Annotated in this window: 19 protein-coding genes and 4 pseudogenes; 13 read left to right on the top strand and 10 right to left on the bottom strand. The window is 70.1% G+C overall.

The annotated features are described in order from the left end of the window. Nucleotides 1–229 precede the first annotated feature (229 nt). Both AB0N07_RS10920 and AB0N07_RS10915 read right to left on the bottom strand, forming a co-directional pair. Entirely contained in the window at nucleotides 230–1,108 is an 879-nt protein-coding gene (locus tag AB0N07_RS10920; RefSeq protein ID WP_365833911.1) for an alpha/beta hydrolase, read from the bottom strand. A gap of 28 nt (nucleotides 1,109–1,136) precedes the next feature. Then, nucleotides 1,137–1,838 carry an SDR family oxidoreductase gene (locus tag AB0N07_RS10915; RefSeq protein WP_365833910.1) on the bottom strand — a complete coding sequence of 234 codons (702 nt, stop codon included), beginning with the start codon at nucleotides 1,836–1,838 and terminating at the stop codon, nucleotides 1,137–1,139. A 178-nt stretch (nucleotides 1,839–2,016) separates the two neighbouring features. Between AB0N07_RS10915 and AB0N07_RS10910 the strand changes: the two genes are divergently transcribed. Continuing rightward, nucleotides 2,017–3,126 (top strand): 4Fe-4S binding protein, encoded by a 1,110-nt coding sequence (locus AB0N07_RS10910; protein WP_365833909.1) that lies wholly within the window; start codon nucleotides 2,017–2,019, stop codon nucleotides 3,124–3,126. Between the two features lie 58 nt (nucleotides 3,127–3,184). Then, a complete protein-coding gene (locus tag AB0N07_RS10905) occupies nucleotides 3,185–3,754 on the top strand; it encodes a TetR/AcrR family transcriptional regulator (protein ID WP_365833908.1) in 570 nt (189 codons plus the stop codon). A gap of 18 nt (nucleotides 3,755–3,772) precedes the next feature. Here the strand turns inward: AB0N07_RS10905 and AB0N07_RS10900 are convergent, their stop codons facing one another. Then, a complete protein-coding gene (locus AB0N07_RS10900) occupies nucleotides 3,773–4,576 on the bottom strand; it encodes a helix-turn-helix domain-containing protein (RefSeq protein ID WP_365833907.1) in 804 nt (267 codons plus the stop codon). 258 nt (nucleotides 4,577–4,834) lie between these two features. Here AB0N07_RS10900 and AB0N07_RS10895 point away from each other — a divergent pair, with 258 nt between their 5' ends. Continuing rightward, nucleotides 4,835–6,082, top strand: coding sequence for a S53 family peptidase (locus tag AB0N07_RS10895; protein WP_365833906.1), 1,248 nt, complete (start codon nucleotides 4,835–4,837; stop codon nucleotides 6,080–6,082). Between the two features lie 54 nt (nucleotides 6,083–6,136). Here AB0N07_RS10895 and AB0N07_RS10890 read toward each other — a convergent pair whose 3' ends face one another. Beyond that, nucleotides 6,137–6,907, bottom strand: a complete 771-nt coding sequence (locus AB0N07_RS10890) for a DUF4232 domain-containing protein (RefSeq protein WP_365833905.1) — start codon at nucleotides 6,905–6,907, stop codon at nucleotides 6,137–6,139. 187 nt (nucleotides 6,908–7,094) lie between these two features. Here AB0N07_RS10890 and AB0N07_RS10885 point away from each other — a divergent pair, with 187 nt between their 5' ends. Continuing rightward, nucleotides 7,095–8,396, top strand: coding sequence for a helix-turn-helix transcriptional regulator (locus tag AB0N07_RS10885; RefSeq protein ID WP_365833904.1), 1,302 nt, complete (start codon nucleotides 7,095–7,097; stop codon nucleotides 8,394–8,396). A gap of 212 nt (nucleotides 8,397–8,608) precedes the next feature. Beyond that, nucleotides 8,609–9,973, top strand: coding sequence for a S53 family peptidase (locus AB0N07_RS10880; RefSeq protein WP_365833903.1), 1,365 nt, complete (start codon nucleotides 8,609–8,611; stop codon nucleotides 9,971–9,973). A gap of 175 nt (nucleotides 9,974–10,148) precedes the next feature. Here the strand turns inward: AB0N07_RS10880 and AB0N07_RS10875 are convergent, their stop codons facing one another. Together AB0N07_RS10875 and AB0N07_RS10870 are read right to left on the bottom strand one after the other, a co-directional pair. After that, nucleotides 10,149–10,964 carry a hypothetical protein gene (locus AB0N07_RS10875; RefSeq protein WP_365833902.1) on the bottom strand — a complete coding sequence of 272 codons (816 nt, stop codon included), beginning with the start codon at nucleotides 10,962–10,964 and terminating at the stop codon, nucleotides 10,149–10,151. Nucleotides 10,965–11,097: 133 nt separating this feature from the next. Beyond that, nucleotides 11,098–11,475 carry a DUF952 domain-containing protein gene (locus AB0N07_RS10870; RefSeq protein WP_365833901.1) on the bottom strand — a complete coding sequence of 126 codons (378 nt, stop codon included), beginning with the start codon at nucleotides 11,473–11,475 and terminating at the stop codon, nucleotides 11,098–11,100. Nucleotides 11,476–11,608: 133 nt separating this feature from the next. On the opposite strand from AB0N07_RS10870, the gene AB0N07_RS10865 reads away from it, so the two are divergent. Together AB0N07_RS10865 and AB0N07_RS10860 are read left to right on the top strand one after the other, a co-directional pair. After that, the gene (locus AB0N07_RS10865) at nucleotides 11,609–11,812 is read left to right on the top strand and encodes a cold-shock protein (RefSeq protein ID WP_351473368.1); all 204 of its coding nucleotides are present in this window, start codon (nucleotides 11,609–11,611) and stop codon (nucleotides 11,810–11,812) included. Nucleotides 11,813–12,032: 220 nt separating this feature from the next. Beyond that, nucleotides 12,033–13,496 carry a DEAD/DEAH box helicase gene (locus AB0N07_RS10860; RefSeq protein WP_365833900.1) on the top strand — a complete coding sequence of 488 codons (1,464 nt, stop codon included), beginning with the start codon at nucleotides 12,033–12,035 and terminating at the stop codon, nucleotides 13,494–13,496. 42 nt (nucleotides 13,497–13,538) lie between these two features. Here AB0N07_RS10860 and AB0N07_RS10855 read toward each other — a convergent pair whose 3' ends face one another. Beyond that, nucleotides 13,539–14,675 (bottom strand): substrate-binding domain-containing protein, encoded by a 1,137-nt coding sequence (locus AB0N07_RS10855; RefSeq protein ID WP_365833899.1) that lies wholly within the window; start codon nucleotides 14,673–14,675, stop codon nucleotides 13,539–13,541. 233 nt (nucleotides 14,676–14,908) lie between these two features. Between AB0N07_RS10855 and AB0N07_RS10850 the strand changes: the two are divergent. Then, nucleotides 14,909–16,200, top strand: a pseudogene (locus tag AB0N07_RS10850) (ATP-binding protein); the annotation flags it as partial. 141 nt (nucleotides 16,201–16,341) lie between these two features. Here AB0N07_RS10850 and AB0N07_RS10845 read toward each other — a convergent pair. Next, a complete protein-coding gene (locus AB0N07_RS10845; protein WP_365833898.1) occupies nucleotides 16,342–16,566 on the bottom strand; it encodes a hypothetical protein in 225 nt (74 codons plus the stop codon). 214 nt (nucleotides 16,567–16,780) lie between these two features. Between AB0N07_RS10845 and AB0N07_RS10840 the strand changes: the two are divergent. Next, nucleotides 16,781–17,839 (top strand): annotated as a pseudogene (locus tag AB0N07_RS10840) (chitinase); the annotation flags it as partial. A 310-nt stretch (nucleotides 17,840–18,149) separates the two neighbouring features. After that, nucleotides 18,150–19,001, top strand: a complete 852-nt coding sequence (locus AB0N07_RS10835) for a hypothetical protein (protein WP_365833897.1) — start codon at nucleotides 18,150–18,152, stop codon at nucleotides 18,999–19,001. 71 nt (nucleotides 19,002–19,072) lie between these two features. Here the strand turns inward: AB0N07_RS10835 and AB0N07_RS10830 are convergent, their stop codons facing one another. Both AB0N07_RS10830 and AB0N07_RS10825 read right to left on the bottom strand, forming a co-directional pair. Then, entirely contained in the window at nucleotides 19,073–19,666 is a 594-nt protein-coding gene (locus AB0N07_RS10830; protein WP_365833895.1) for a DUF4328 domain-containing protein, read from the bottom strand. Nucleotides 19,667–19,820: 154 nt separating this feature from the next. After that, on the bottom strand, nucleotides 19,821–20,492 hold the full coding sequence (locus tag AB0N07_RS10825; protein ID WP_365833894.1) for a TetR/AcrR family transcriptional regulator: 672 nt from the start codon (nucleotides 20,490–20,492) through the stop codon (nucleotides 19,821–19,823). 103 nt (nucleotides 20,493–20,595) lie between these two features. On the opposite strand from AB0N07_RS10825, the gene AB0N07_RS10820 reads away from it, so the two are divergent. From AB0N07_RS10820 to AB0N07_RS10810, 3 genes and pseudogenes are all read left to right on the top strand, one after another. After that, on the top strand, nucleotides 20,596–21,447 hold the full coding sequence (locus tag AB0N07_RS10820) for a patatin-like phospholipase family protein (protein WP_365833893.1): 852 nt from the start codon (nucleotides 20,596–20,598) through the stop codon (nucleotides 21,445–21,447). 70 nt (nucleotides 21,448–21,517) lie between these two features. Further along, nucleotides 21,518–22,029, top strand: a pseudogene (locus tag AB0N07_RS10815) (hypothetical protein); the annotation flags it as partial. A 137-nt stretch (nucleotides 22,030–22,166) separates the two neighbouring features. After that, nucleotides 22,167–23,189 (top strand): annotated as a pseudogene (locus AB0N07_RS10810) (acyltransferase); the annotation flags it as partial. Nucleotides 23,190–23,202: the final 13 nt, after the last annotated feature.

Genomic DNA, 23,202 nt, shown 5'->3' with positions numbered 1-23,202 from the left:
GATCCTGACCGCACAGCTCATTCAATAACACCCGCGGCCGCTTCGCCCACATCAGCGGATCACACGCAGGGGGTCGATGCCGGGGGCTCGTCGGGCGAGGGGAGCCGAGGGCACCCGGGACCCGACGACGGCATCACCCGGACCCACCCGGACGTCGGCGAAAGCCAGGCGGGCCCGAGCGCAGCCCGAGCCGCACTCGGCGAATGGAGCTGAGCCGGTCCCGGAGCGGTCACGCCGCCGCGTTCAGCAGGTCGGCGAGTACGTCGGGCCGTTCCAGGGCGATGAAGTGCCCGGCCTTCGGCACCTGCGTGAACCCGGCGGCCGGCAGCAGCTGCCGGTTGGCCTCCCGGTCCGAGGGCCGGGACCAGTCCTTCTCCCCGTAGACGAGATGGACGGGCGACTTGACCTCGGGATAGCGCGAGCGGGCCGCGATGAGACTGGGCAGGGCCTGGTACACGGCCCGCGCGACGGTCGGGTAGCCGGGACGTCCGCCCACCCGCAGGAGCTCGTCCACGTAGTCCGGGCGCAGCGCGCTCTTGTCACCGAGGCCGCCCTGAAGGATCGCGCGGAGAGCGGTCCTGGGCTCCACCCCGGCGATCACCGGCCCCACTCCGGGGGCGAGGACCGCGCTGACGACCACCCGGGCGAGGAGACCGGAGCGGGCGATCCCGCCGCGGAAGTCGTACGTGTTCACCGCGACGACCCGCCGGACGCGCCCCGGGAGATCGGCCGCCGTGGTCAGGGCGAGCACCGCCCCCATGGACTCCCCGACCAACGTCACGTCCTGGAGGTCGAGTCCGGTGAGGAGCCGCTCGACGCCCGCGCGCATGGCCGGCTCGTCGTACGACGCACCCGGCACGATCTCGGAGTGGCCCATCCCCGGCAGGTCGAGGGCGTACACGGTGTAGTGGTCCGCGATCAGCGGGACGAGGAGACGGAAGTGTTCGGCCTGCGTGCGCACGGTGTGCAGCAGGACCAGCGGGGCGCCGGTGCCCGCCTTGAGGTAGCGCAGGGTTCCCTCGCGGCCGTCGAGGCCTGCGCGCGGGGCGAGGGTGTGACTGGTGGTCCCGGGGATGTGGATCGTGGGACGTGACTCCTGGGCGGGCATCTCACCGACTCCTTGTGGGCGAAGGGGCTTACTTCGCCAGCTGGGCGTACAGCCCCGCCAGGTCCCCGGCCAGACCGGCCTTGACCTGCCGCGAGATGTCGTCGGCGAGCACCTCGTACGCACCCGTCTCGATGCCGTCGAGGGCGAGTGCGGCGACCTCACGGGGATCGGACTTGGGCGCGTCGACATCCGCCGCCAGGTCCGTGTCCACGTAACCCACGTGCAGTCCGGTGACACCGATGCCACGCGGCTGCAGCTCCAGGCGCAGCGAGTTCGTCTGCGACCACAGGGCGGCCTTGGAGGCGCTGTAGGAGCCGCCGAGGGCCAGCCAGGAGAGCACCGAGTGCACGTTCAGGATGTGGCCGCCGCCGTTGCGCTCGATGACCGGCACGAAGGCCCGGGTCACGAGCAGCGGGCCGTAGAAGTTGGTCTCGAACTCCCGGCGCACGTCGTCCACCGGCGAGCCGAGGAAGGACGCGCCGACCGCGGCGCCGGCGTTGTTGATCAGCACGGTGACGTCCTGGGCCTGCGCGGCGGCCGCCGCCACGGAGGCCGGGTCGGTGACCTCCAGCGCCACCGGGACGGCGTCGGGATGGGTCACGCCGCGCGGATCGCGGGCGGTGGCGTAGACCTTGCCGGCACCGCGCGCGTACAGCTCTTCCACCAGCGCCTTGCCTATGCCGCGGCTGCCGCCGGTGACGAAGACGTGTGCGCCCTTCAATGCGGTCATGACTACCTCCGGAGAATGCGAAACCGATCGGTTTCCATCTAAGGTAAACCGATCGGTTTCCAGGCGCAAGCCGCCGACGAGAGGGCTTGCACGGGAAAACCGATCGGTTTACGGTGATGAAACTGATCGGTTTCTCGCCGTACGGGCGAGCATCGCACCCGAATCACGAGGAGCACGGATGACTGCCGCGCGCGACACCGAGGGGCAGCCGACGACCCCCGCTCCCAGGCTTCCGGCGAAGCTGGCCGGCCACCCGTCGGTTCAGGCCGTACTCGCCCGGCGGCAGGCCGGTGACGGGGCGCGCCCGCCGGCGGTGATCGACGCGGCCTGGCTGCGCGAGCTGTGCCTGGCGGCCGGTGCGGACGACGCCGCCGCGGTCAGCCTGGACCACCCGGACCTGGCCGGCGAGCGCGAGCACGCGCAGTCCGCGCTGCCCGGCACCCGCACCCTGATAGCGATGGCGGTCCGGATGAACCGCGACAACTGCCGCTCCCCGGCCCGCAGCGTGGCCAACCAGGAGTTCCACCAGACCGACGAGCAGGCCAACCACGCGGCCCGCAGCGTCACCCGGGCGCTCCAGGACGCCGGGTACCGCGCGCTCAATCCGTCCGTCGGCTTCCCGCAGGAGATGGACCGCTTCCCCCGCGAGCGGATCTGGGTGGTGGCGCACAAGACGGTCGCGGTGGCCGCCGGGCTCGGCGTGATGGGCCTGCACCGCAATGTCATCCACCCGAGGTTCGGCAGCTTCGTGCTGCTCGTGACCGTCCTGGTGGACGCGGAGGTGAGCGAGTACGGGCAGGCTCTGGACTACAACCCGTGCATCGACTGCAAGTTGTGCGTCGCAGCCTGCCCGGTCGGCGCCATCGCCAAGGACGGCTCCTTCGACGGCCTGGCCTGCACCACGCACAACTACCGGGAGTTCATGAGCGGGTTCACCGACTGGGCGCAGACCGTGGCCGACAGCGAGGACGCCGCCGACTACCGCTCGCGGGTCACCGACTCCGAGAGCGCCTCCATGTGGCAGAGCCTGTCCTCGCCGCCCGGCTACAAGTCCGGCTACTGCCTCGCCGTCTGCCCCGCCGGAGAGGACGTCCTCGGCCCCTACCTGGACGACCGCAAGAACTTCATGGACACCGTGCTGCGACCGCTCCAGGACAAGAAGGAAACCCTCTACGTCCTGCCGGGCTCCCACGCCCAGGAGTACGCCCGGCGCCGCTTCCCCCACAAGCCCGTCAAGGAGGTCACGGGCGGCTGGCAGCCCCCGGCCAAGCGCTCCGAGGCCTCCTGAGGCCCACCCTGGAAACCGATCAGTTTTCTTCCTCTCGGAATCGAGTTAACCTCGCAGCATGACCACCGAGGCGAAGCCGAGCCCCCGCGAGCGACTGCTGGACGCGGCGGCCACGCTCACCTACCGAGAAGGTGTCGGTATCGGCGTGGACGCCCTGTGCAAGGCGGCAGGGGTGTCGAAGCGCTCCATGTACCAGCTGTTCGAGAGCAAGGACGAACTGCTGGCGGCGAGCCTGGAGCAGCGCGCGGCCGCCTACGTGACGACACTCCTGCCCGCGGCGGACGACGACCGCCCGCCCCGGGAGCGGATCCTGCACGTCTTCGAGCAGGTGGAGTCGGAGTCGGGCGCGCCCGAGTTCCGGGGCTGCCGGTATCTGGCCGTACAGATCGAGCTCAAGGATCAGGGCCACCCGGCGAGCCGGGTCGCCCAGCGGGTCAAGGAGAACCTGACCGGCTTCTTCCGCGCCGAGGCCGAGCAGGGCGGGGCGAGCGATCCCGGTCTGCTGGCCCGGCAGCTCAGCCTGGTCTTCGACGGCGCCAGCGCCCGCGCGGGCATCGGGGCGGACACCCTGCCGGGGCTCGTCGCACCCACGGTGACCACCCTGCTCGACGCGGCAGGCATGCGCTGACGCCTCGCGCTCCAGTGATCACGGCCCGGGTGCGGCGTCCTTCCACACGGTGTGGAAGGCCAGCCGCAGACAGGCCGCGAGGGCCGGGTGTTCGATGAAGAGGGTGGTGGTGGAGCCAGCGCCGGCCACCGGATCCGGCATGTCGCACAGGACGAAAGAGGCGTCGGCTATGACGAGTTTCAGCGGCAGTTCGGGGGCGAAGCGGGCCTCCTCCCCCGCGGCGGCGAAGCGCCGTACGTGCTCCACCGTCTCGGGGTCGTCCAGGGCGTCGTCGAGGTAGATCGCCCGGACGGTGCCGCCGGAGCGGTGCAGCCGGCGGACCACCGTGATGCCCTCGGTGTTGTCCGCGGGCGCCACGAACGGTGGTTTGCAGAAGGTGAGAAGTTCGTGCTGCGCCTGCCGCTGGATGTCGGCGAAGCGCTCGGCGATCGCCTTCGGGTCGCGCAGGATCTCGATGTAGTCCAGCGGATCGGTGTGCTCCCGCCCCTGGGACCACAGTGGCTGCAGCACACCGGCGAGCCCCTGCGAGACCCGCTCCAGGCGGTCGACGGACTCGCGTTGCCGCGCCATCAGCCGGGCGAGGGCCAGCTCGGGTGTGACGGCGGAGTACGTGGTCACGCGGCCGGGGTGAGAGGTGGCCAACTGCCGCCGTACCAGCGCATCCAGCACGTCGTAGACGCGCTGGCGCGGCACATCGGCCTCCCGGGCGACCTCGGCGGCCGTGTAGGAACCACGCCTGACGAGTGCCAGGTAGACCCGTGCCTCGTACCGGGCGAGGCCCAGTGACATCAGGTCGTTGATGGTTCCGTCTTCAAGCTCCATGGCTGCACAAGGTACCTGCCTTCGCAGTGCAGTTGGGGACGAAGGTTTTACCAACCCGCGCTGTTCTCTTCGGCAAACTGTCAATAACCTCATGGGCAGCCACCACTGACCGGGGTGGCACCCAACACAATGCCCGGAACACGGCTCCCCACGGCCACCCCCAACGGAAACCGCTTGTCATGCACGTGACATCAGTCAGCTGTCAGCGCTTCCGGCCGCCGAAACGGAGCCCCCCATCCCCCCACGGAGGGCAGTTCATTGAGTTCTCACCGCAGAAGGAACCTGATACGCCGCGGCGCGCCCGCACTGCTGTCGGCAGCGGCTCTGATCACCGGCGGTCTGGCCGTCGCCTCACAGTCTTCGGCCTTCGCGAACACAACCACCGCGGCGCCCGCCGCCACCACGGTGCACACGCACCGGCTCTGTTCGCAGCCGAGCGAGCCGGGCTACATGGCGTGCCAGGCGGAGGTCCGCACCGACCTCAGGACGCAGAAGTCGCTCGGCCGTCACGACACCCCGAAGGGCTTCGGACCGGCCGATCTGCAGGCCGCCTACAACCTGCCCAAGGACGGCGGCAAGGACGCCACGGTCGCGATCGTCGACGCGAACGACGACCCGAACGCCGAGAAGGACCTGGCGGCCTACCGCTCCCAGTACAACCTCCCGGAGTGCAGCACGAGCAACGGCTGCTTCAAGAAGATCGACCAGGACGGCGGCACCAACTACCCGGCGCCGGACGCCGGTTGGGCCGGTGAGATCTCCCTCGACGTCGACATGGTCAGCGCGGCCTGCCCGCAGTGCCACATCCTGCTCGTCGAGGCCAAGTCCGCCAACATGGACGACCTCGGCGCGGCCGTGAACCAGGCCGTCAAGCAGGGCGCCAAGTACGTCTCCAACAGCTATGGCGGCAGCGAGGAGGCCGCGGACACCGCCTCGGACGACCAGTACTTCAAGCATCCCGGTGTCGCCATCACCGTCAGCTCCGGTGACAGCGGCTACGGCGTCGAGTACCCGGCCGCCTCGCAGTACGTCACCGCCGTCGGCGGCACCTCGCTCAAGAAGGACAGCAGCACCCGCGGCTGGTCCGAGTCCGTGTGGGGCACCTCCGCCGGCGGCAACGGAGCGGGCTCGGGCTGCTCGGCATTCGACGCCAAGCCGTCCTGGCAGAAGGACAGCGGCTGCGCCAAGCGCGCCGTCGCCGACGTGGCGGCCGTCGCCGACCCGGCCACCGGGCTCGCCGTCTACGACACCTACCAGGCCAGTGGCTGGAACGTGTACGGCGGCACCAGCGCCTCCTCGCCGTTCATCGCCGGCGTGTACGCCCTCGCGGGCACTCCCGGCAATGACGTTCCGGCTGCGTACCCCTACGCCCACCCGGACAAGCTGAACGACGTCACCGACGGCGCCAACGGCTCCTGCAGCGACTACCTGTGCAAGGCGGGCAAGGGTTACGACGGCCCGACCGGCCTCGGCACCCCGAACGGTGTCGCGGCCTTCACCAAGTAATACGCGCGACAAGGGCCCGGGTCACCGACCCGGGCCCTTGTCGCGGTTACGACGTCACCAGTTGACGGCGTCGTCCATCGACTGCTGCCAGTACGTGACCTTCAGCGAGTCGTCGACGTAGACGCCCTTCGCGGGCAGCGACGGGTGCGCGCCCTTGCCGACACTCCCGGTCATGGAACGGCTCTGGAAGTACACCGTCAGGGACTTCGAGGTGTAGCCGTGCGAGCCGCTGCCGTCGGTCGCGGACAGGTTCACCGAGGCGTACCCGGACTGACCCGGCTCCAGCGTGACCACGGCCTGCGGCTGCGAGTCGTCGATGACCGGCGGCACGGACTGCGACTGCCCGAACTGCACGGCCGGGTAGCCATAGAGGAAGCAGGTCCTGCTGCCCGTGTTGGTCACCGTCAGCAGCATGTGGTTCACCGGGCGGGTCAGCGGAGCCGCGACCGTCCTGGTGTTGGAACCCTCACAGGTCACCGGCTTGTTGGAGGACCTCTGCGCCTTCGACGCCGAGGCACCGGTGGTGGACTTCGAACCGATGGTGGAACCGGTGGTGGACTTGCCACCGGAGGAGCCCGTCGAGCCCGTGGAACCCGTCGAGCCCGAGGAACCCGAAGACGATCCCGCGGAGCCGGTCGAGCCCGTGGAGTTGGAGTCCGCGCCCGACGAGGCCCCACCGGACGAAGAGCCCGTGGAGGTGGACGCCGCCGAGCCCTCGTCGTGGGTGCCCGTGCCGTTGTTGCACGCGGTCAGGGAGAGTGCGGCGAGAACGGCGGTCGCGGCGGCGGCTGCCAGACGGGTGCGGGAGGTGCGGAGACCGGACATGTTGCTGTGCCCCTTCGGTGTTCGGGTGACGGTGGTGATTGGATGACCGAAGCTTGTGAGGTGATCCGTCCCAACTGCCACGGATGACGGGGAGTTGGGGACACTGGAACACCGAAACGCGTTCTGACCAGGGGGAACGCAGTAGGCCTGGAACGCGGGACTGGGACACGAGGGGATGGGGAAACAGGTGCCGGGGGCAACAGGGGCCGATGGAACGGAGGCGTTCGCGCAGCTGCTGCGGGAGCTCAAGGACCGGTCGGGACTCAGCTACGGGACGCTCGCCAAGCGGCTGCACATGAGTACGTCGACGCTGCACCGCTACTGCAACGGCAGCGCGGTGCCGGTCGAGTACGCGCCGGTGGAGCGCCTGGCGAGGGTCTGCCGGGCGACGCCGCAGGAGCTGGTGGAGCTGCACCGGCGCTGGATCCTGGCGGACGCGGCACGAGGACGCCGGGCGGAACAGAGCGAAGCCGTCGAGACGGTGGACCCCGGCCCGGCGGCATCGCCCGAGAGCGAGCGGGAGGGCGAGGGCAGGGCCGACGACGTCGACGAGCCGGTGGTCGTCGCACCGCGCGCGCTCACCCCGCCCGGCCGTCCACGTCATCGCCGTACCGTCCTGATGGCGTCCGCCGCCGCGGCAGCCGTACTGGGAGTCGTCGCGCTCACCGTGCACCCGGGCTTCGGCGGCGGGAACAACACGGCGGACCGGCAGGAGGTCGGCGCGGGCGCCACGACCGGCGGCACGGCGGACACCGGGACGCCGTCGGCCACCTCGTCCCCGAGCGCGAAGGACCACCAGCCGTCCGCGTCGGCCACCGCCTCCCCCGCCGCGTCCGGGACGGCCGGGTCCGGCAAGGGCCCGGACGGGTCCACCGGCGGCTCCGCCACCGGCGCCGTCCCGCTCACCGTCGGCACCCGCCCCTACGTCTACGACAACCCGTGCAGCCAGTACTTCCTGGTCGACAGCGAACCCGCGCAGGTCGGCCCGCCGGCCGGCGAGCAGGACGCCCCGCGCTGGGCCGCCGCGTACGGGGCGGTGTCCTCGGGCGAGCAGGAGGTCGCCCTCACGGTGCAGGGCACCGGCGCGGAGACCGTCGTCCTGGAGGCGCTGCACGTCCGCATCCTCAGCAAGGGCACGCCGCTCGCCTGGAACGACTACTCGATGGGCGTCGGCTGCGGCGGTGGCGTCGAGACCAAGTCGTTCGACGTCGACCTCGACAACGGCAGCCCCACGGTCACCGTCAAGGGCGGCCAGCGCGACTTCCCGTACAAGGTCAGCGAGTCCGACCCGGAGGTCTTCTACGTCGTCGCCCACACCAAGGCCCACGACGTCCGCTGGGACCTCACCCTGGACTGGTCCAGCGGCGGCCGCCGCGGCACCGTCCACATCGACAACTCCGGCACCGCGTTCCGCACCAGCGCCGACGCGGGCCGCCCGGGTTACGACTACCCGCTGGGCGGCAGCGAGTGGATCAAACGGGAGAGCTGACCGTCAATCGGCAGAGTTGAAGCCCAATCAGGAAAGTTGCCGGTCAATCGGGAGGTAAAGGGTTCGACATCGTCCCTTCAACGGTCTTGAACTGTGCATGACTCGTTCGATGGGATGCGCGGAGACCACTTCGGGATCACCCCGTGAGACCGAGCCCTTCGCGAACCCGTTTCGCGAATCCACTTCGTGATACTCCGAATCCAGGGGGATTCATGCACATAGCCCGTATCGGGCTGGGCGTCGCGGCTGCCACGTCCGTCGCCGCCCTCGCGGTCACCGCACTGGGGACCGCCGCACCCGCCGCCGTACCGCACACCCTGGCGGTACCGGCCGTCGCCGGGAACACCCTGGTCCACAGCGTGAGCAGCCCGCTGACCAGCGAGCAGTGCCAGGCCAAGTGGCACATCAACTGCTACACCCCGCTCCAGTACCGCAAGGCGTACGACCTGAACGCCCTCTACCGCAAGGGCGTCACCGGCAAGGGCCGCACCATCGTCATCGTCGACTCGTTCGGCTCCCCGACCGTCCAGCACGACCTCGACGTCTACAGCCACCAGTTCGGCCTGCCCAGCACCAAGGTGAAGGTGGTCAAGTGGGGCCACGTCCCCGCCTTCGACCCCAAGAACTCCGACATGACCGGCTGGGCCGGCGAGACCACCCTGGACGTCGAGCTGGCGCACGCGGTGGCACCCGCGGCCAAGATCGTCCTGGTGGAGACGGCGGTCGCCGAGACCGAGGGCACCACCGGTCTGCCGGAGATGATGGACGCCGAGAAGCACCTGATCGACCACGGTGTCGGCGACGTCATCAGCCAGAGCTTCGGCGCCACGGAGAACACCTTCCCCGGCTTCGACCAGGGCGACTTCTCCAGCATCAAGAAGCTGCGGTACGCCTTCCAGGACGCGAACCGCAAGAAGGTGACCGTGCTGGCGGCCTCCGGTGACGGCGGCGCGACCGACAGCATGGCGGACGGCAAGACGTACTACAAGAAGCGCGTCAACTCCTGGCCCTCCTCGGACCCGCTGGTCACCTCGATCGGCGGCACCGAGCTGCACCTGAACGACGCGGGCGACCGCGTCAAGCCGGACAGCGTCTACAACGCCTCCGAGCACGACTTCGGCGCCGGCGGTGGCGGCCAGTCCCACGTGTTCACCCGCCCGTCCTTCCAGAACGGCGTGAAGAACGTCGTCGGCACCCGCCGCGGCACCCCGGACATCTCGATGGCCGCCGCGGTCAACGGCGGTGCCTGGATCTACTCCAGCTACGACCCGACCGCCGTCGGCTGGGACGTCACCGGCGGCACCAGCGAGGCCACCCCGATCTTCTCGGGCATCGTCGCGCTCGCCGACCAGGCGGCCGGCCACCGGGTGGGCAACATCCAGCAGGCCCTGTACGGCCTCTACGCCCACAACGCGAAGGCGAACGGCATCGTCGACGTCAACGACGGCACCGACAACAGCTACCAGGGCGTGACCGGCTACAAGGCTGTCAACGGCTACGACCTGGCGACCGGCGTCGGCACCGTGGACGCCCTCAAGTTCGTCCCGGCCCTCGCCAAGGCGAGCAGCCGCGGCTGACACCTCTTGCACGGCATGAACGGCCCGGGTCCGGCACCCGGGCCGTTCGTGTGCCCCCAGTACTTCCGACATCACGCGAGCCGCTCAACTCCCGCGATTCCCATGCGTCGTTCTGCGCCACGCCGTGAACCACCGCCTGACCGGTTCTACGGCCCGACCGACGCGCCGGCCGGACTCAGACCGTGGCCTCGCCGACGTCCGTACGCGAGAGGGCGAGGTAGCCGACGAAGCCGAGGATGGCGACCGTCCAGGACAGGGTGACCGGGCCAAGGCCCAGGGCCAGTCCGCCCCGGTTGTGGCCCATGGCCATCCAGTCGGCGACGGAGGCCCCGAGCGGACGGGTGATGACGTACGCCGACCAGAAGGCGGTCACCGCGTTCAGGCCGCTCCAGCGGTGGGCGACGGCCGGTACGGCGATGGCGGCGGCGTAGACGACGGCCGAGCCGAGGTAGCCGAGGCCGATCGTGGCCGTGAGGTCGCCCGCGGCGGTGCCGAGGGCGAAGGTGGCGAGGACCGCCGCCCAGTAGAAGGCCTCGCGGCGCCGGGTGTGGATGCTGTGGATGGAGAGGGTGCCCTCGCTGCGGTACCAGAGGACGAAGACGGCGGCCAGCGCCACCATGAAGAACGGCGTCGAGATCAGATACGGCACCCCGAGGGCGACATGCAGCACGTCGGCGGCCATCGTGCCGAACACGCTGACCGCCACGATCGCCGTCCAGTAGATCCAGGCGACGTACCGGCGAACGGCGAACTGCACCACCAGGGCGGCCACGAACGCGATGCCGCCGATGCCCACCGCGGGGACCGGGCCGAGCGCGTGCGCCATCCAGTCGGAGGCCGTCTCGCCCATGCCGGTGGTCAGCACCTTGATGATCCAGAAGTAGACGGTCACCTCCGGCACCTTGCTCGCCGCATGCCGTACGCGACCCGTGTGCTGCCCGTGCGGCGAGGGCTGCACGGGCCGGTCGGAGGTGAGGTGATCTGTGCTCATGGCAGGCACGATGACATGACGAACGGCCGTCGTCACAGGCCCCTTTGCCAGAGTTTTGGCGCTTGCAGTCCACGAGTTGCCCGAGCCCCGTCCGAGCCTGAAAGCAACCTGAACGGGACGGCAGATGCGCTGGTCACGGACGTACGTCGGGTGGTAGGTCCGCCAGTCCCGTCGCGCGGCCCTCCTCGTCCCACCGGACCACCAGGATGCGCTCCACGGCCTCGCGGTCGAGAGGCCCGAACACATGCGGGAACAGGGTGCTCTCGGCGACTCCCGGCGGCGGTGCGGGATCCGCCGCCTCCCACACGCACTTCGCGCTCAGCCGGGCCTCGTCGAGCAGCAGCGCGAGCAGCGGCCGGGGAGCGCTGCCGTAGAACGCGTTGACGATCTTGAGCGTGGTCGGCTCGTCGGGGGAGCAGTGGACGAAACCGTCCTCGACCAGGGAGGCAGGGGCGTAGGGCCGGTCGGGACTCGCGTTCCACTCGGCGCTCGGCACGACGTGATAGATCATGGCCGAGTTATACCCCACCATCGGGCCACCACCTGTGCTACGGTGCCAAATGGCAGTTTTGGTTACCAGAGACTTTTGAGTGCTCTTCGACCTTCCGTCGGCGAGCACTCTTTTTTGTTGAGGGAGATTCCGTATGGCATCCGGCACCGTGAAGTGGTTCAACTCGGAAAAGGGATTCGGCTTCATCGAGCAGGACGGCGGCGGCGCCGACGTCTTCGCCCACTACTCGAACATCGCCACCCAGGGCTTCCGTGAGCTTCACGAGGGCCAGAAGGTGACCTTCGACGTCACGCAGGGCCAGAAGGGCCCGCAGGCCGAGAACATCCTTCCCGCCTGACGCTGACGCGTACGTACCACGTGGCTGGGGCCCGCACTCTTTGGGTGCGGGCCCCGGCTCGTTGCGTTTTCCCCGCACTCCGCTCCATTCTCCATCGCACCCTTCACTTCGAATTCTTGATCCGTTCCTTCGGTTTCTTCGGCTACTTCTTGCGAATCCTCATGCGGTCCGTCCGCTCGGAGGCATTCCTCGATACGTGCCGCATCGAGGAGGCTTCCGCATGAACCGCACAGCTCGTACGCATACGAACAAGAGATCCACCCGTTCCCGTACGGCGGGCCGGGGCCGCCCCGCCGCGTCCGGCGGCGAGTTCGCGCTGCCCGTCACCGTCACCCCGGCGCTGCCGCCCGTCGAGGACTTCGCCGAACTCGACATGCCCGAGCGCCTGTTGACGACACTCGGCGCCGAGGGCGTGACCGCCCCGTTCCCGATCCAGGCCGCGACGCTGCCGAACTCCCTCGCAGGCCGGGACGTCCTGGGCCGCGGGCGCACCGGCTCGGGCAAGACGCTCGCCTTCGGTCTCGCCCTGCTGGCCCGGACCGCAGGACAGCGGGCGGAGCCCCGGCAGCCGCTGGCCCTCGTCCTCGTACCCACCAGGGAACTGGCCCAGCAGGTCACCGACGCGCTCACGCCGTACGCCCGCGCGCTGCGGCTGCGGCTCGCGACCGTGGTCGGCGGGCTGTCGATCGGCCGCCAGGCGGGCGCCCTGCGCTCCGGGGCCGAGGTCGTCGTGGCGACACCCGGCCGGCTCAAGGACCTCATAGACCGGGGCGACTGCCGCCTGGACCAGGTCGCGATCACCGTCCTGGACGAGGCCGACCAGATGGCCGACATGGGCTTCATGCCGCAGGTGACCGCGCTCCTCGACCAGGTACGCCCGGGCGGCCAGCGACTGCTGTTCTCGGCGACGCTGGACCGCAACGTGGACCGCCTCGTCCGCACGTATCTCCACGACCCCGTCGTCCACTCCGTGGACCCGTCCGCGGGCGCCGTCACCACGATGGACCACCATGTGCTGCACGTGGAGGACGAGGACAAGCACGCCACCACGACCGAGATCGCCGCCCGTGACGGGCGCGTGATCATGTTCCTGGACACCAAGCACGCGGCGGACCGGCTGGCCAAGAAGCTGCTGGCCGTCGGGGTGCGCGCGGCGGCGCTGCACGGCGGCAAGTCGCAGAACCAGCGCACCCGTACCCTCGCCCAGTTCAAGGACGGCCAGGTCAGCGTGCTGGTGGCCACGAACGTGGCGGCCCGCGGCATCCACGTCGACAACCTCGACCTCGTCGTCAACGTCGACCCGCCCGGCGACCACAAGGACTATCTGCACCGGGGCGGCCGCACGGCACGCGCCGGCGAGTCCGGCACCGTCGTCACGCTGGTCCTGCCCCACCAGCGCCGCGAGGTGTCCCGTCTGATGGCCGACGCCGGCATCACCCCGCGGACCACCCGGGTCCGCTCCGGCGAGGCGGAACTGAGCCGTATCACCGGCGCCCAGGCCCCGTCGGGCGTACCCGTCGTCCTCACTCCGCCGGCCGCTCCCGAGAGCCGCCCGGCGCGTACGGGAGGTCCCGCCCCGCGGGCCCGGCGCGGCCGCCCGGCCCAGCAGGGCCGCCGCCGGTCTCCGGGCAGGGGCGGCAACGGGGCCAAGGGTGCCGGCGGCGCCAAGGGGAACGGCCGCTGAAAGGTGCCCGGGACGCTCCGGCGTCCCGGGCGGTGCGGAGGGCTACTTCAGGCCGATGGCCGCACAGTCCGCCGCGTACTTCGCGGTGCAGATGTCATTGACGGTGTAGACGCCGTCCTTGATCACCGTGGACCTGATGTTGTTCCTCGTGAGTGCGACGACGGAGACCAGCATCGCCGGGATGGCCTTCTGGGTGGGGCTGTCGACCGAGTCCTGGGTCAGCGCGTCGAACTCGAGGTTCTTGCCCTGCACCTTGTCCACCGCCATCTCCGCGGCGCCCGTCGCCTCCAGCAGGAACGACTTGTACACCGTCATCGTCTGCTCGCCCGCGACGATCCGCTGCACCGCGTCCAGGTTGGCGTCCTGCCCGGTGACCAGCGGCATCTTGGTGGCGCCCGCCGCCTTGAGCGCGTCGATGGAGGCGCCCGCCATGCCGTCGTTGGCCGAGTAGACGGCTGCTATGTTGCCGAGCCCGACGGACTGGATGGCCTTGGTCATGTTCGCCTTGGCGACCGAGGGCGACCACTTGTCGGTGTCGTACGACTTGACGATGTTCACCCGGCCCTTCAGCTCGCTGAGCGCGCCGTCCTTGACGAGGGCCGTGTTCGGATCGCCGGGGTCGCCGTTCATCATGACGACCTTGCTGGAGGCGGCCTTCTCGCCGAGCGCGTCGGCGATGGCACGGCCCTGCACCTGCCCGACGAGCTCGTTGTCGTGAGAGATGTACGCGTCGATCGGCCCTTGTGCGAGCCGGTCGTACGCGATCACGGGTATCCCGGCGTCCTTGGCCTTCTGCACATCGGGCGCGATGGCCTTGGCATCCACCGCGTCCACCAGGATGACGTCGACCTTGGCGTCGATCATGTCCCCGAACTGCTTACTCTGCTTGCCCACGCCGGCACCGGCGTTGGCGTAGCGGACCTTGCCCTTGCCATGGGTGAGGGAGGCGACCCGCTCCTTGATCAGGGGGTAGTCGAACTTCTCGAACCGCGCGGTGTCGGTGTCGGGCAGCAACAGCCCCACCGTGATGTCGTCACCCTTCTTCGGACTGGCGGAACTGCTGCCCCCACTGACGCTGTCGACGACACCGCACGAGGAGAGAAGGAGCGCCGAGGCGGCGGCGAACACGGGGACGACGGCGAAACGACGCACGCCGGTTCTGCGGGGGGTGTGAACCATCACTTGCAGGTGCCTTCCGGGCAGTGGAGGAGCGGACCACCGGGTGAGCAAGAAGCCAACGGGCCCGTGGAGACCACGTCAAGACATCCGGTTGTCATCCCTTCAACTTCCTACGGAATCTCCTCATCCGGCGCGTGTATCGGGCCTCTGCGCACGACGGGCCGGCGTGGGAACCCCGGCCCCCCGGAATATAGGAGCACAGTTTATGGAGGCGTACTTCTGTATTCAGGGCCGAGGCCACCGACGCCGAGTCGCTGAGACGGATCAGCGCCGCCCTGACCACACACCTCAGCCCCGCCAGCCCTTTCCACTTCGCCAACTGGGCGGAGGCCGTCGATGCGCTGCTCGCTCTCGGCTCCGAGCGGCCCGTACCCGTGGTGATCGACGAGTTCCCGTACCTCGCCAAGGCCAACCCGGAGCTGCCCTCGATCATCCAAGAGGCGCTGCGGCCGCTGCGTGACCAGCGCACCGGTTCCCGAACCAGGCTGCTGTTGTGCGGTTCGGCGCTCTCCTTCATGGGGCGGCTGCTGTCGGGCAACGCCCCGCTGCGCGGACGGGCCGGACTGGAGTTGGTCGTCCGCCCGCTCGACCACCGCCTCGCGGCCGAGTTCTGGGACATCACCGACCCTCACCTGGCCATGAAGGTGAACGCTGTCGTCGGCGGCACGCCCGCCTACCGGCGCGAGTTCGCGCGTGGAGACACTCCTGCGGGACCGGACGACTTCGACGACTGGGTCGTCCGCACCGTCCTCAATCCCGAGACCCCCCTCTTCCGCGAGGCCCGCTGTCTGCTCGCCGAGGAACCAGGTCTCCGCGACACCGCCCTGTACCTGTCCGTCCTGGCCGCCGTCGCCGACGGCAACGCCACCCGCGGGGGCATGGCCGGCTGTCTGGAACGCAAGGCCACCGACATCGCGCACCCCGTCAACGTCCTCGAAGATGCGGGACTGCTCCACCGTGACGCCGACGTGTTCCGCGACAACCGGCCCACGTACCGAATCGCCGAGCCGCTGATCGGCTTCCACCACGCCATCATGCGCCCGGTCTGGGACCAGCTCGAACGTCCTGGCAGTGCGGCACGGGTCTGGCGGCCGGCCGCCGACGCTTCGTCAGCAACGTCCTGGGACCTCATTTCGAACAGGTCTGCCGCGACTGGGCTCTCCACCACGCGGACCCGGAACTCCTGGGCGGTCTGCCCGCCCGCGTCGGGCACGGCGTGGTCCACGACCCCAAGGTCCGCGTCGGCCACGAGGTCGACGTGGCGGTGACCGGCATCGCCGACGCCGGCAGACCTCCGCTGCTGGCCATCGGGGAGGCCAAGTGGAACGACACCATGGGCATGGCCCACCTCGACCGCCTCCGGCACATCCGCGACCTCATCGCCCAGGCCGGCCGCTACGACACGAGCCGCACCCGGCTCATCTGCTTCAGCGGAGCACACTTCAACGACAAAGCACACACCATCGCCGAGTCCGACCCCGACGTCCAACTGATCGACCTGGCAACCCTTTACGGCCAGGCCTGAACGCCCGACGCAGGGGACAGGGCCGAATTCCCGGCGCCCTTGGGCCGACCCCGCTGCGCCTACGGCGCCGGGGTCGGCCCCTGCAGAACGATGCCTCCGGCGGAGGATCGGCCGGCACCTGGGTGGAGGGGACCGTTCGACCTAGATCGTCGGGTACTCGAGCACGTTGCCGTTCGGGCAGTTGTTGGAGTGGACGGGAACGAAGTCGGTCAGAATCGGCAGCACCGACACTTCTGCCCCTTCCAGCCCGCAGACGGAGCCCGGCGCGAAGGTCCAGTGGGGGGTCGACTTGTCGTCCGCATGAGCAGGGAGTGCCATGGCGACAGCGGCCACGGCCAGCGTGGCGGTCATGATGATCTTTCGCATGCTCGCTCCAACGACCATGCCAATCACCGGACACGGCTCACCATGGGCGTGTCCCCCACGTGCCCGAACCAGCGAGCAGCAACTCTCCAGCAATGGCCGCCAGAAGGGTCAGGTAACTGTAAAGAACCTTGACAGACAAATGGTCTAGTCCAAATATGGTCGTCTGTTCGCCCCCACGCACCCCTTCCTCTCCGCCGTCCCCCTGGGAGCGTCAATGAGACGACCGCGTCCTGCTCTTCGTGCGTTGCTGTCCTGCATCACCGTGACCGGCCTGTCGGCCGGTCTCGTCGCGCTCGGGGGAGGTGGGGCGTTCGCGGCGGATGCCGTGCCCGCGCGGCCAGTTGCGCCCATGCCCGCCCATGTCGCCGCGCCGTACTTCGAGGCGTGGACCGGGCAGAGCCCGGCCCAACTCGCCGCCGCCTCCGACAACAAGTACCTGACCATGGCGTTCCTGCAGACGGATGCCGCCGGTTCGTGCACCGCGTACTGGAACGGCGACACCACCCAGCCCGTCTCGAAGGGGACCTTCGGCGCCGACATCGCGGCCATCCAGGCCCGCGGCGGCAACGTCGTCCCGTCCTTCGGCGGCTACGGCGCCGACACCACCGGTACCGAACTCGCCGACAGCTGCACCAGCGTCGACGCCGTCGCCAAGGTCTACGAGAGCCTGGTGACGACGTACGGGATCTCGCGGATCGATCTCGACGTCGAGGCCGACTCCATCAACAACACCGCCGGGATCGACCGCCGCAACAAGGCCATCGCCCAGGTGCAGCGGTGGGCCGAACGCACCGGGCGGCGCGTACAGTTCTCCTACACCCTGCCCACGACCACCACCGGGCTCGCGCCGAACGGCGTGGCCCTGCTCAAGAACGCCGTCGACAACCACGCGCGTGTGGACGTCGTCAACATCATGACGTTCGACTACTGGGACGGCGCCACCCATGACATGGCCGCCGACACCGAGACCGCCGCGGCGGGGCTCGTCGGGCAACTCGCCGCGCTCCACCCCGAGAAGAGCCAGGCCAAGCTCTGGCACATGGTCGGTGTCACCGAGATGCCCGGCATCGACGACTTCGGGCCTCAGGAGACGTTCACCACCCAGGACGCGGTGAAGGTCGAGCAGTGGGCCGAAGCGAAGGGCATCAACACCCTTTCCTTCTGGGCGCTTCAGCGGGACAACGGCGGGTGCGTGGGCACCGCCGGCTCCAACTCCTGCTCCGGGATCGCGCAGGACACCTGGTACTTCAGCCACGCCTTCGAGCGGTTCACTCGCCGATAGGCCACAGAGGCTCAGCACGGCAACCGCGCCCGCACCTCCCACCCGTGACCGGCCCCTTTCCGGGGGCCGAAGGGTGCGTCCCCGGCGACTGTGACCAGCGCCACGAACGCTCGCATCACCTGGAAGTTCCGGCGCTGACCTGGTCGTTCGACCGCGGTGTGCGAGACGTGCAGAGAATCCGCGCAGGAGAAGCACACAGACCTCACACAGTCTTTCGAAACCCTCGTTACCGTTGCAGCCCGTTCGAACCCCCATGCATCTTTGGTGCATCTCCCCGTGCGAAGGGTCAGGAAGACAGCGGATGGACTACTGCTCCTCATGCCGCCGGCACCTCAACGGCGCCCTGGTGTGCCCCGGTTGCGGTGCCTACGCCCCCGACATCGCACCGGTGACCTCCCACGGCCGCCCCGCCCCGGCGCCCGCCGCGACGGCGATGTGGCCGGAGGTGGAAGAGCCCCCGGAGACCGACGCACACGGTGACGGCGAAACCGGCGCCGCGGCCGCGACACCCCTGTCGGAGGGACGGGCCGCCCGGCGCAGGCAGCGGGCCCGCTGGAAGAAGAACCAGCGCAAGGCCGTGGTCGCGACCGCCGTGGCACTCGTCGGCGGCGGCCTGACCGTCGCATCGATGGACCACGGTTCCGGCCACCGCTCCGAGGCGGCGACGGCGACGGACCTGTCCAGCATGGGCTCCGAGGGCGGGGCCGCGGACCAGAACGCCCAGCTCCCGCCGGCCGGCACGGGCAAGCACCGCAAGCCCGACGCCACGCCCGACCGCTCCGCCGCGTCCGGCGGGGCTCAGCAGCGTTCCGGGGTCACCGCGTCCCACACCGATTCGGCGCGGACGCAGCCGTACACCGCGGCCGCGCACTCGACGCCTGCGACGAAGCCCGCCCAGCAGGGCTCCGTGGCCACCGTGAACACGCCCTCCGTCGACACGAAGCCCGTCACCGGCGGCACGACGACGAGCAAGACCCCGTCCGCGACGCCCACGGGCAGCACGGGTTCGGGCACGTCGAGCACCTCCGGGTCCTCCGGGTCCTCCGGAACGTCGGGGTCCTCCACCACTTCGGGAACGTCCCAGTCGGGCAACACGTCCTCGGCGACCTCCCCGTCGGGGATCTGCGTACTCGGTCTGCTGTGCGTCAGCTGACCTGAGCTTCACGCGCACCGTGACCCTGGCCGTGACCGGCCAGGGTCAGCTCTTTTCCATCTGGCTTTGCCCTACGGCCGGTCCGGATGCCGCTCCTGTACGGCGGTGACGGCGCGGACGACGAAGATGCCGGCCACGGCCGCGCCGACGACCGCCGCGTCGGACGCCAGGAGCTGCCACACGTGCGTGTAGGCGCGGGCGATGATCTCATCGGTGTCGTCGCCGTACATGAGGCCGACTCCGCTGAGCATGCCGATCAGCCACAGGCCCCACCACACGTTCAGGGAGCGGGGCAGCCGCTCGCCGGGGGCGCCGGCGCGGTAGGCGTCCGCGATGATGCCGCGGGGGAACCACAGGTTGACGACGGGCACCACCCAGCCGAGGTAGACCCACAGCCCGGAGTAGCGCTGCCTGGTCCCGGAGAGCTCGCGCGCGTTGTCCCGGACACGCCCCGTCCACACCAGGAACGCGATCGCGCAGACCGCCGCCGCGAAGCCGGACACCGTGGTGACGAGGTGGTACGAGTCCTCCAGCGAGGTCAGCGGACGGTGCACCCCGTCACCCTGGTCCGGCGGCCCGGAGGCCGGCTCCCCCGCCATCGCGAGCCGGATCTGCCATACGCCCCGCGCCGCCCATCCGAGGCCGGCCAGGGCAAGAGCAGCCATGGTGACGAGACCTGCCGCTCGGACCGGTTGCAGGGTGGGGGCGGGAGCAGCAGCGGGGGGTGCTATGTGGTCGTTCACCGGGGCATCCTCGCCGACGACGAGCGACGACCGCCACATCGACATGCCTGGCGGCGGGCCTTCACCGGTCTTCCACCTACCGGGAGGGCGCACGGTGCGGGCCCAATTCCCGCAGTACGTCGGCGAGTTGGTCAGCGGTAAGGGCGGATCCCGGGAGCGACTCCGGTGCCGGGCGCAGGCTGTCGAGGAACAGGGCGAGGGGGCGGCGCCAGGTGTCCGGTGCGGTCGCGGCGGTCAGGGCCGGGACGGCGCGGCCCAGCGCGGCCAGCGCGAACAGGACGTCCTGCGTGGTGACATCCGAGCGGATCGCGCCCTCCTCGCGCCCGCGCGCCAGCAGCAGTTCCAGCGTCTCCCGGTTGTGTGCATGCACGTCGTCCAGGGCCTCGACGCCCTGGACGTGGGTGGTCATCAGGTCGTTGGTGCCGCGGTCGGCGGCCAGGGTGTGGAAGACGGCCCGGAGGTAGGTGTGGAGGCCGGTCCAGGTGTCGGGGGCCGTCCGGGCCAGCTCGCCCGCGGCGACCGTCTCGCCGAGCTGGTCGCGGAAGACGGCGTCGATGAGGGCGGCACGGGTCGGGAAGTGCCGGTAGAGCGTCGCGTTGCCGATCCCCGCCCGGCGGGCGATCACGTCCAGCGGCGCCTGCAGCCCCTGCTCGGTGAACACCTCGTGGGCCGCCTCCACCAGGAGCTCGCGGTTCCGGCGCGCGTCGCGCCGCTGCGGTCCCGTTCCACGACCCGCGCCGACGCTCATCATCACCCTCCGGAGGAATAAGTGGGGAGCACTCCCCGGAACTGATGTTATCGTCGGAAACCGAAACGGGGAGCAGTCCCCATTTACTGTCTCGGGGTGTGACGTGAGCGGAAGAGGAAGCGGTACGGCACTGGTACTGGGCGGCGGAGGCCCCGTCGGGGGCGCCTGGCTGACCGGCGTACTCGCCGGACTCGCGGACGCCGGACTCGACCTCGACCGGGCCGACGTGGTGATCGGCACCTCGGCCGGCGCGGTCTTCGGCTCCCGGCTGGCCTGTGGTCAGCCCCCGCGCGAGCTGTACGAACGCCAGCTCTTCGGCGCCGATCGCATCGAGTTGGACGTCTCCGCCGCCCAGACGCTCCGCTTCCTCCGGGCCGCCCTGGGCTCCCGGAACCCCGAGCGCTCGATACGACGCCTCGGCCGCGCCGCGCTCGCCGCCCGCACCCCAGCCGCGGCCGACATGCACGACGCCGTACGGGAGTTGCTGCGCGGAGCGACGGACTGGCCCGCGCGGGCCTTGCGGATCGCCGCGGTCGACGCCGTGACCGGGGAGGTGGCGGCCTTCGACGCGGACGCGAAGGTGGGGCTCGTCGACGCGGTGGCCGCCAGCTGTGCCGTCCCGCTGGTCTGGCCGCCGGTCGCGCTGGCCGGCCGCCACTGGATCGACGGCGGCAGCCGCTCCACGGCCAACCTCCAACTGGCCCGCGGATACGGTCGGGTGCTCGCCGTGGTCCCGATCCCGAACGCGGTCGGCCCCCACCCGGGCGCGCGCGGGCAGGCAGCCGAACTCACCGCCCACGGGGCCGCCGTGTCCCTCATGTGCCCGGACCGCGACGCACGCCGGGCGATGGGCCGCAACATGACGGCGAACGCACGCGTCCCGGACGCGGCCCGCGCGGGATTCTCCCAGGCGAAGGCGCTGGCAGAGTCGGTGGCGCAGGTGTGGCAGGCGTGACCGCCGCTCAGGAGAGGCATCGCCTTCGCTCAGGAGCGCGCTCAGGAACGCGCTCAGGAAAGGGAACGCCGCGACCCTCCGCGCCAAGGGGCCCGTACACCGTGTCCTGGTTCCGGGCAGCGGGGAGTGCCGGCCGGTCGTGCCGCGGGACGCGGCCGCTCACCGACCCCCGCCTGCGCAACGACATCCGGGTACTCCTCCTGGCGCACCGACGACGATCTGGTGGGCAGGTACGCGCTGCCGCTGCCCGTCACCGCGATCTGCGACCTGCTGGGCGTCCCGGCGGCCGATCGCCGTTCCTGCTCTGGTCGCTGGCCACGAGACGACGGTCGACCTGATCTCGGGGACGGTGCACGCCCTGCTCACCCACCCGGCCCAACTCGTGCTGCCGCGGCCTCCCTCGCCGCGGCCTCCCGCGACCCACGCCACTTCCCCGGCCCCGACCACTTCGACGTCACCCGCCGGCCCCAGAGCCACCTGGGCTTCGGCCATGGCCTGCACCACTGTCCGGCGCAACTGGAGTGGCGGAGCGGCACGCTGCCGCGAGGGTCGGCCGGATTGCCGGTTTTCTTCGGGCAATGAGCTGAACCTCCTGGCTCCGTGCCACGTACGAGTCACCAGGTGGCGCCGACCCAGGCGCACGAAAAGATCACGGCGCCGAAAGGAAGGGCCGAACAATTTTATTGGAATCGATCCGTCCCGACAGCAGGAATACAGCTGTGGCCGGCACGGGGGAAGCAAACGCCGGCAGTCATGTGCCGGGGCTTGACGGGCTCCGTGGTCTGGCTGCGCTGTATGTGGTTCTTTTCCACTGCTGGTTGCTTGCCTTTCCGGGGTTTCCCAGGAATTCGGGTCCGTTCTGGCTGGGCTGGCTGATGTACGGGCGGCTCGCCGTCGTCTTCTTTCTCGTACTGTCCGGGTTCTCGCTGGCGCTTTCGCCCGCGCGCAACGGCTGGCATCAAGGTGGCGTCGTCCGGTTTCTGCGGCGGCGGGCCTGGCGGATCCTTCCGCCGTACTGGGCGGCGCTCGTGCTGAGCGTGGCAGTCGCCCATTTCATGGTGCGGGCCTCGCACCATGGGCCGCCGAATTACAGGACAGTCGTCGTGTACGGCCTGGTGCTCCAGGACATGTTCACGGCTCGTACGCCGAACGGTGCGTTCTGGTCGATCGCCGTGGAGGCGGAGCTCTACCTCCTCTTCCCGCTGCTGCTTTTTCTCCGGCGGCGACTGGGGGCAGCGGTCCTGGTCGGCGGTGTGACACTGCTGGTCGTCGCACGGGGTCTGCTCGCGGCAAGCGCATCCCCGGTCGAAGGCGACAACTGGCTGGCCCCGAATCTGGTGCCCGTGTTCGTCGCCGGTCTGATCGGCGCGGCAGTCCTCGTTGCGCGCGAGAAGGCCCGGCGGATGCCCTGGCACCGGCTTGCCGCTCTCGCGGCGGTTCCGGTCCTGTCACTGATCGCCGTCAAGGGGTCGGCCTGGACGGTGCATCACTACTTCTGGGTGGATCTCGCCGTCGCTCCCGCCATGGCGATGTTCCTTGCGGCGATCGCCACCGGGCGGCCTGCCTTTCTGCTGCGGCTCCTCGCCACTCGGCCCATGCGCGGTCTCGGCAACTTCTCGTACAGCCTCTATCTCATCCATCTGCCGATCGTCATGGTCGTGGTGCGGAAAATTGCCCCGGACCATGTGTCGGCGGGGCTGCCCACGTTCTGTTTCACGGTGGTGGTGGGGCTGCCTGCCTCGGTTCTGTCGGCAT

This window comes from Streptomyces sp. NPDC051172, from assembly GCF_040682555.1.
GTDB lineage: Bacteria > Actinomycetota > Actinomycetes > Streptomycetales > Streptomycetaceae > Streptomyces.
This window is presented reverse-complemented; position numbering and strand designations above follow the sequence as displayed.

Excerpts from the sequence above, each read along its gene's own strand:
- AB0N07_RS10920 (WP_365833911.1), bottom strand. The coding sequence starts at position 1,108 with ATGCCCGCCCAGGAGTCACGTCCCACGATCCACATCCCCGGGACCACC.
- AB0N07_RS10915 (WP_365833910.1), bottom strand. The coding sequence starts at position 1,838 with ATGACCGCATTGAAGGGCGCACACGTCTTCGTCACCGGCGGCAGCCGC.
- AB0N07_RS10910 (WP_365833909.1), top strand. The coding sequence starts at position 2,017 with ATGACTGCCGCGCGCGACACCGAGGGGCAGCCGACGACCCCCGCTCCC.
- AB0N07_RS10905 (WP_365833908.1), top strand. The coding sequence starts at position 3,185 with ATGACCACCGAGGCGAAGCCGAGCCCCCGCGAGCGACTGCTGGACGCG.
- AB0N07_RS10900 (WP_365833907.1), bottom strand. The coding sequence starts at position 4,576 with ATGGAGCTTGAAGACGGAACCATCAACGACCTGATGTCACTGGGCCTC.
- AB0N07_RS10890 (WP_365833905.1), bottom strand. The coding sequence starts at position 6,907 with ATGTCCGGTCTCCGCACCTCCCGCACCCGTCTGGCAGCCGCCGCCGCG.
- AB0N07_RS10880 (WP_365833903.1), top strand. The coding sequence starts at position 8,609 with ATGCACATAGCCCGTATCGGGCTGGGCGTCGCGGCTGCCACGTCCGTC.
- AB0N07_RS10875 (WP_365833902.1), bottom strand. The coding sequence starts at position 10,964 with ATGAGCACAGATCACCTCACCTCCGACCGGCCCGTGCAGCCCTCGCCG.
- AB0N07_RS10870 (WP_365833901.1), bottom strand. The coding sequence starts at position 11,475 with ATGATCTATCACGTCGTGCCGAGCGCCGAGTGGAACGCGAGTCCCGAC.
- AB0N07_RS10865 (WP_351473368.1), top strand. The coding sequence starts at position 11,609 with ATGGCATCCGGCACCGTGAAGTGGTTCAACTCGGAAAAGGGATTCGGC.
- AB0N07_RS10860 (WP_365833900.1), top strand. The coding sequence starts at position 12,033 with ATGAACCGCACAGCTCGTACGCATACGAACAAGAGATCCACCCGTTCC.
- AB0N07_RS10855 (WP_365833899.1), bottom strand. The coding sequence starts at position 14,675 with ATGGTTCACACCCCCCGCAGAACCGGCGTGCGTCGTTTCGCCGTCGTC.
- AB0N07_RS10845 (WP_365833898.1), bottom strand. The coding sequence starts at position 16,566 with ATGCGAAAGATCATCATGACCGCCACGCTGGCCGTGGCCGCTGTCGCC.
- AB0N07_RS10835 (WP_365833897.1), top strand. The coding sequence starts at position 18,150 with ATGGACTACTGCTCCTCATGCCGCCGGCACCTCAACGGCGCCCTGGTG.
- AB0N07_RS10830 (WP_365833895.1), bottom strand. The coding sequence starts at position 19,666 with ATGGCTGCTCTTGCCCTGGCCGGCCTCGGATGGGCGGCGCGGGGCGTA.
- AB0N07_RS10825 (WP_365833894.1), bottom strand. The coding sequence starts at position 20,492 with ATGAGCGTCGGCGCGGGTCGTGGAACGGGACCGCAGCGGCGCGACGCG.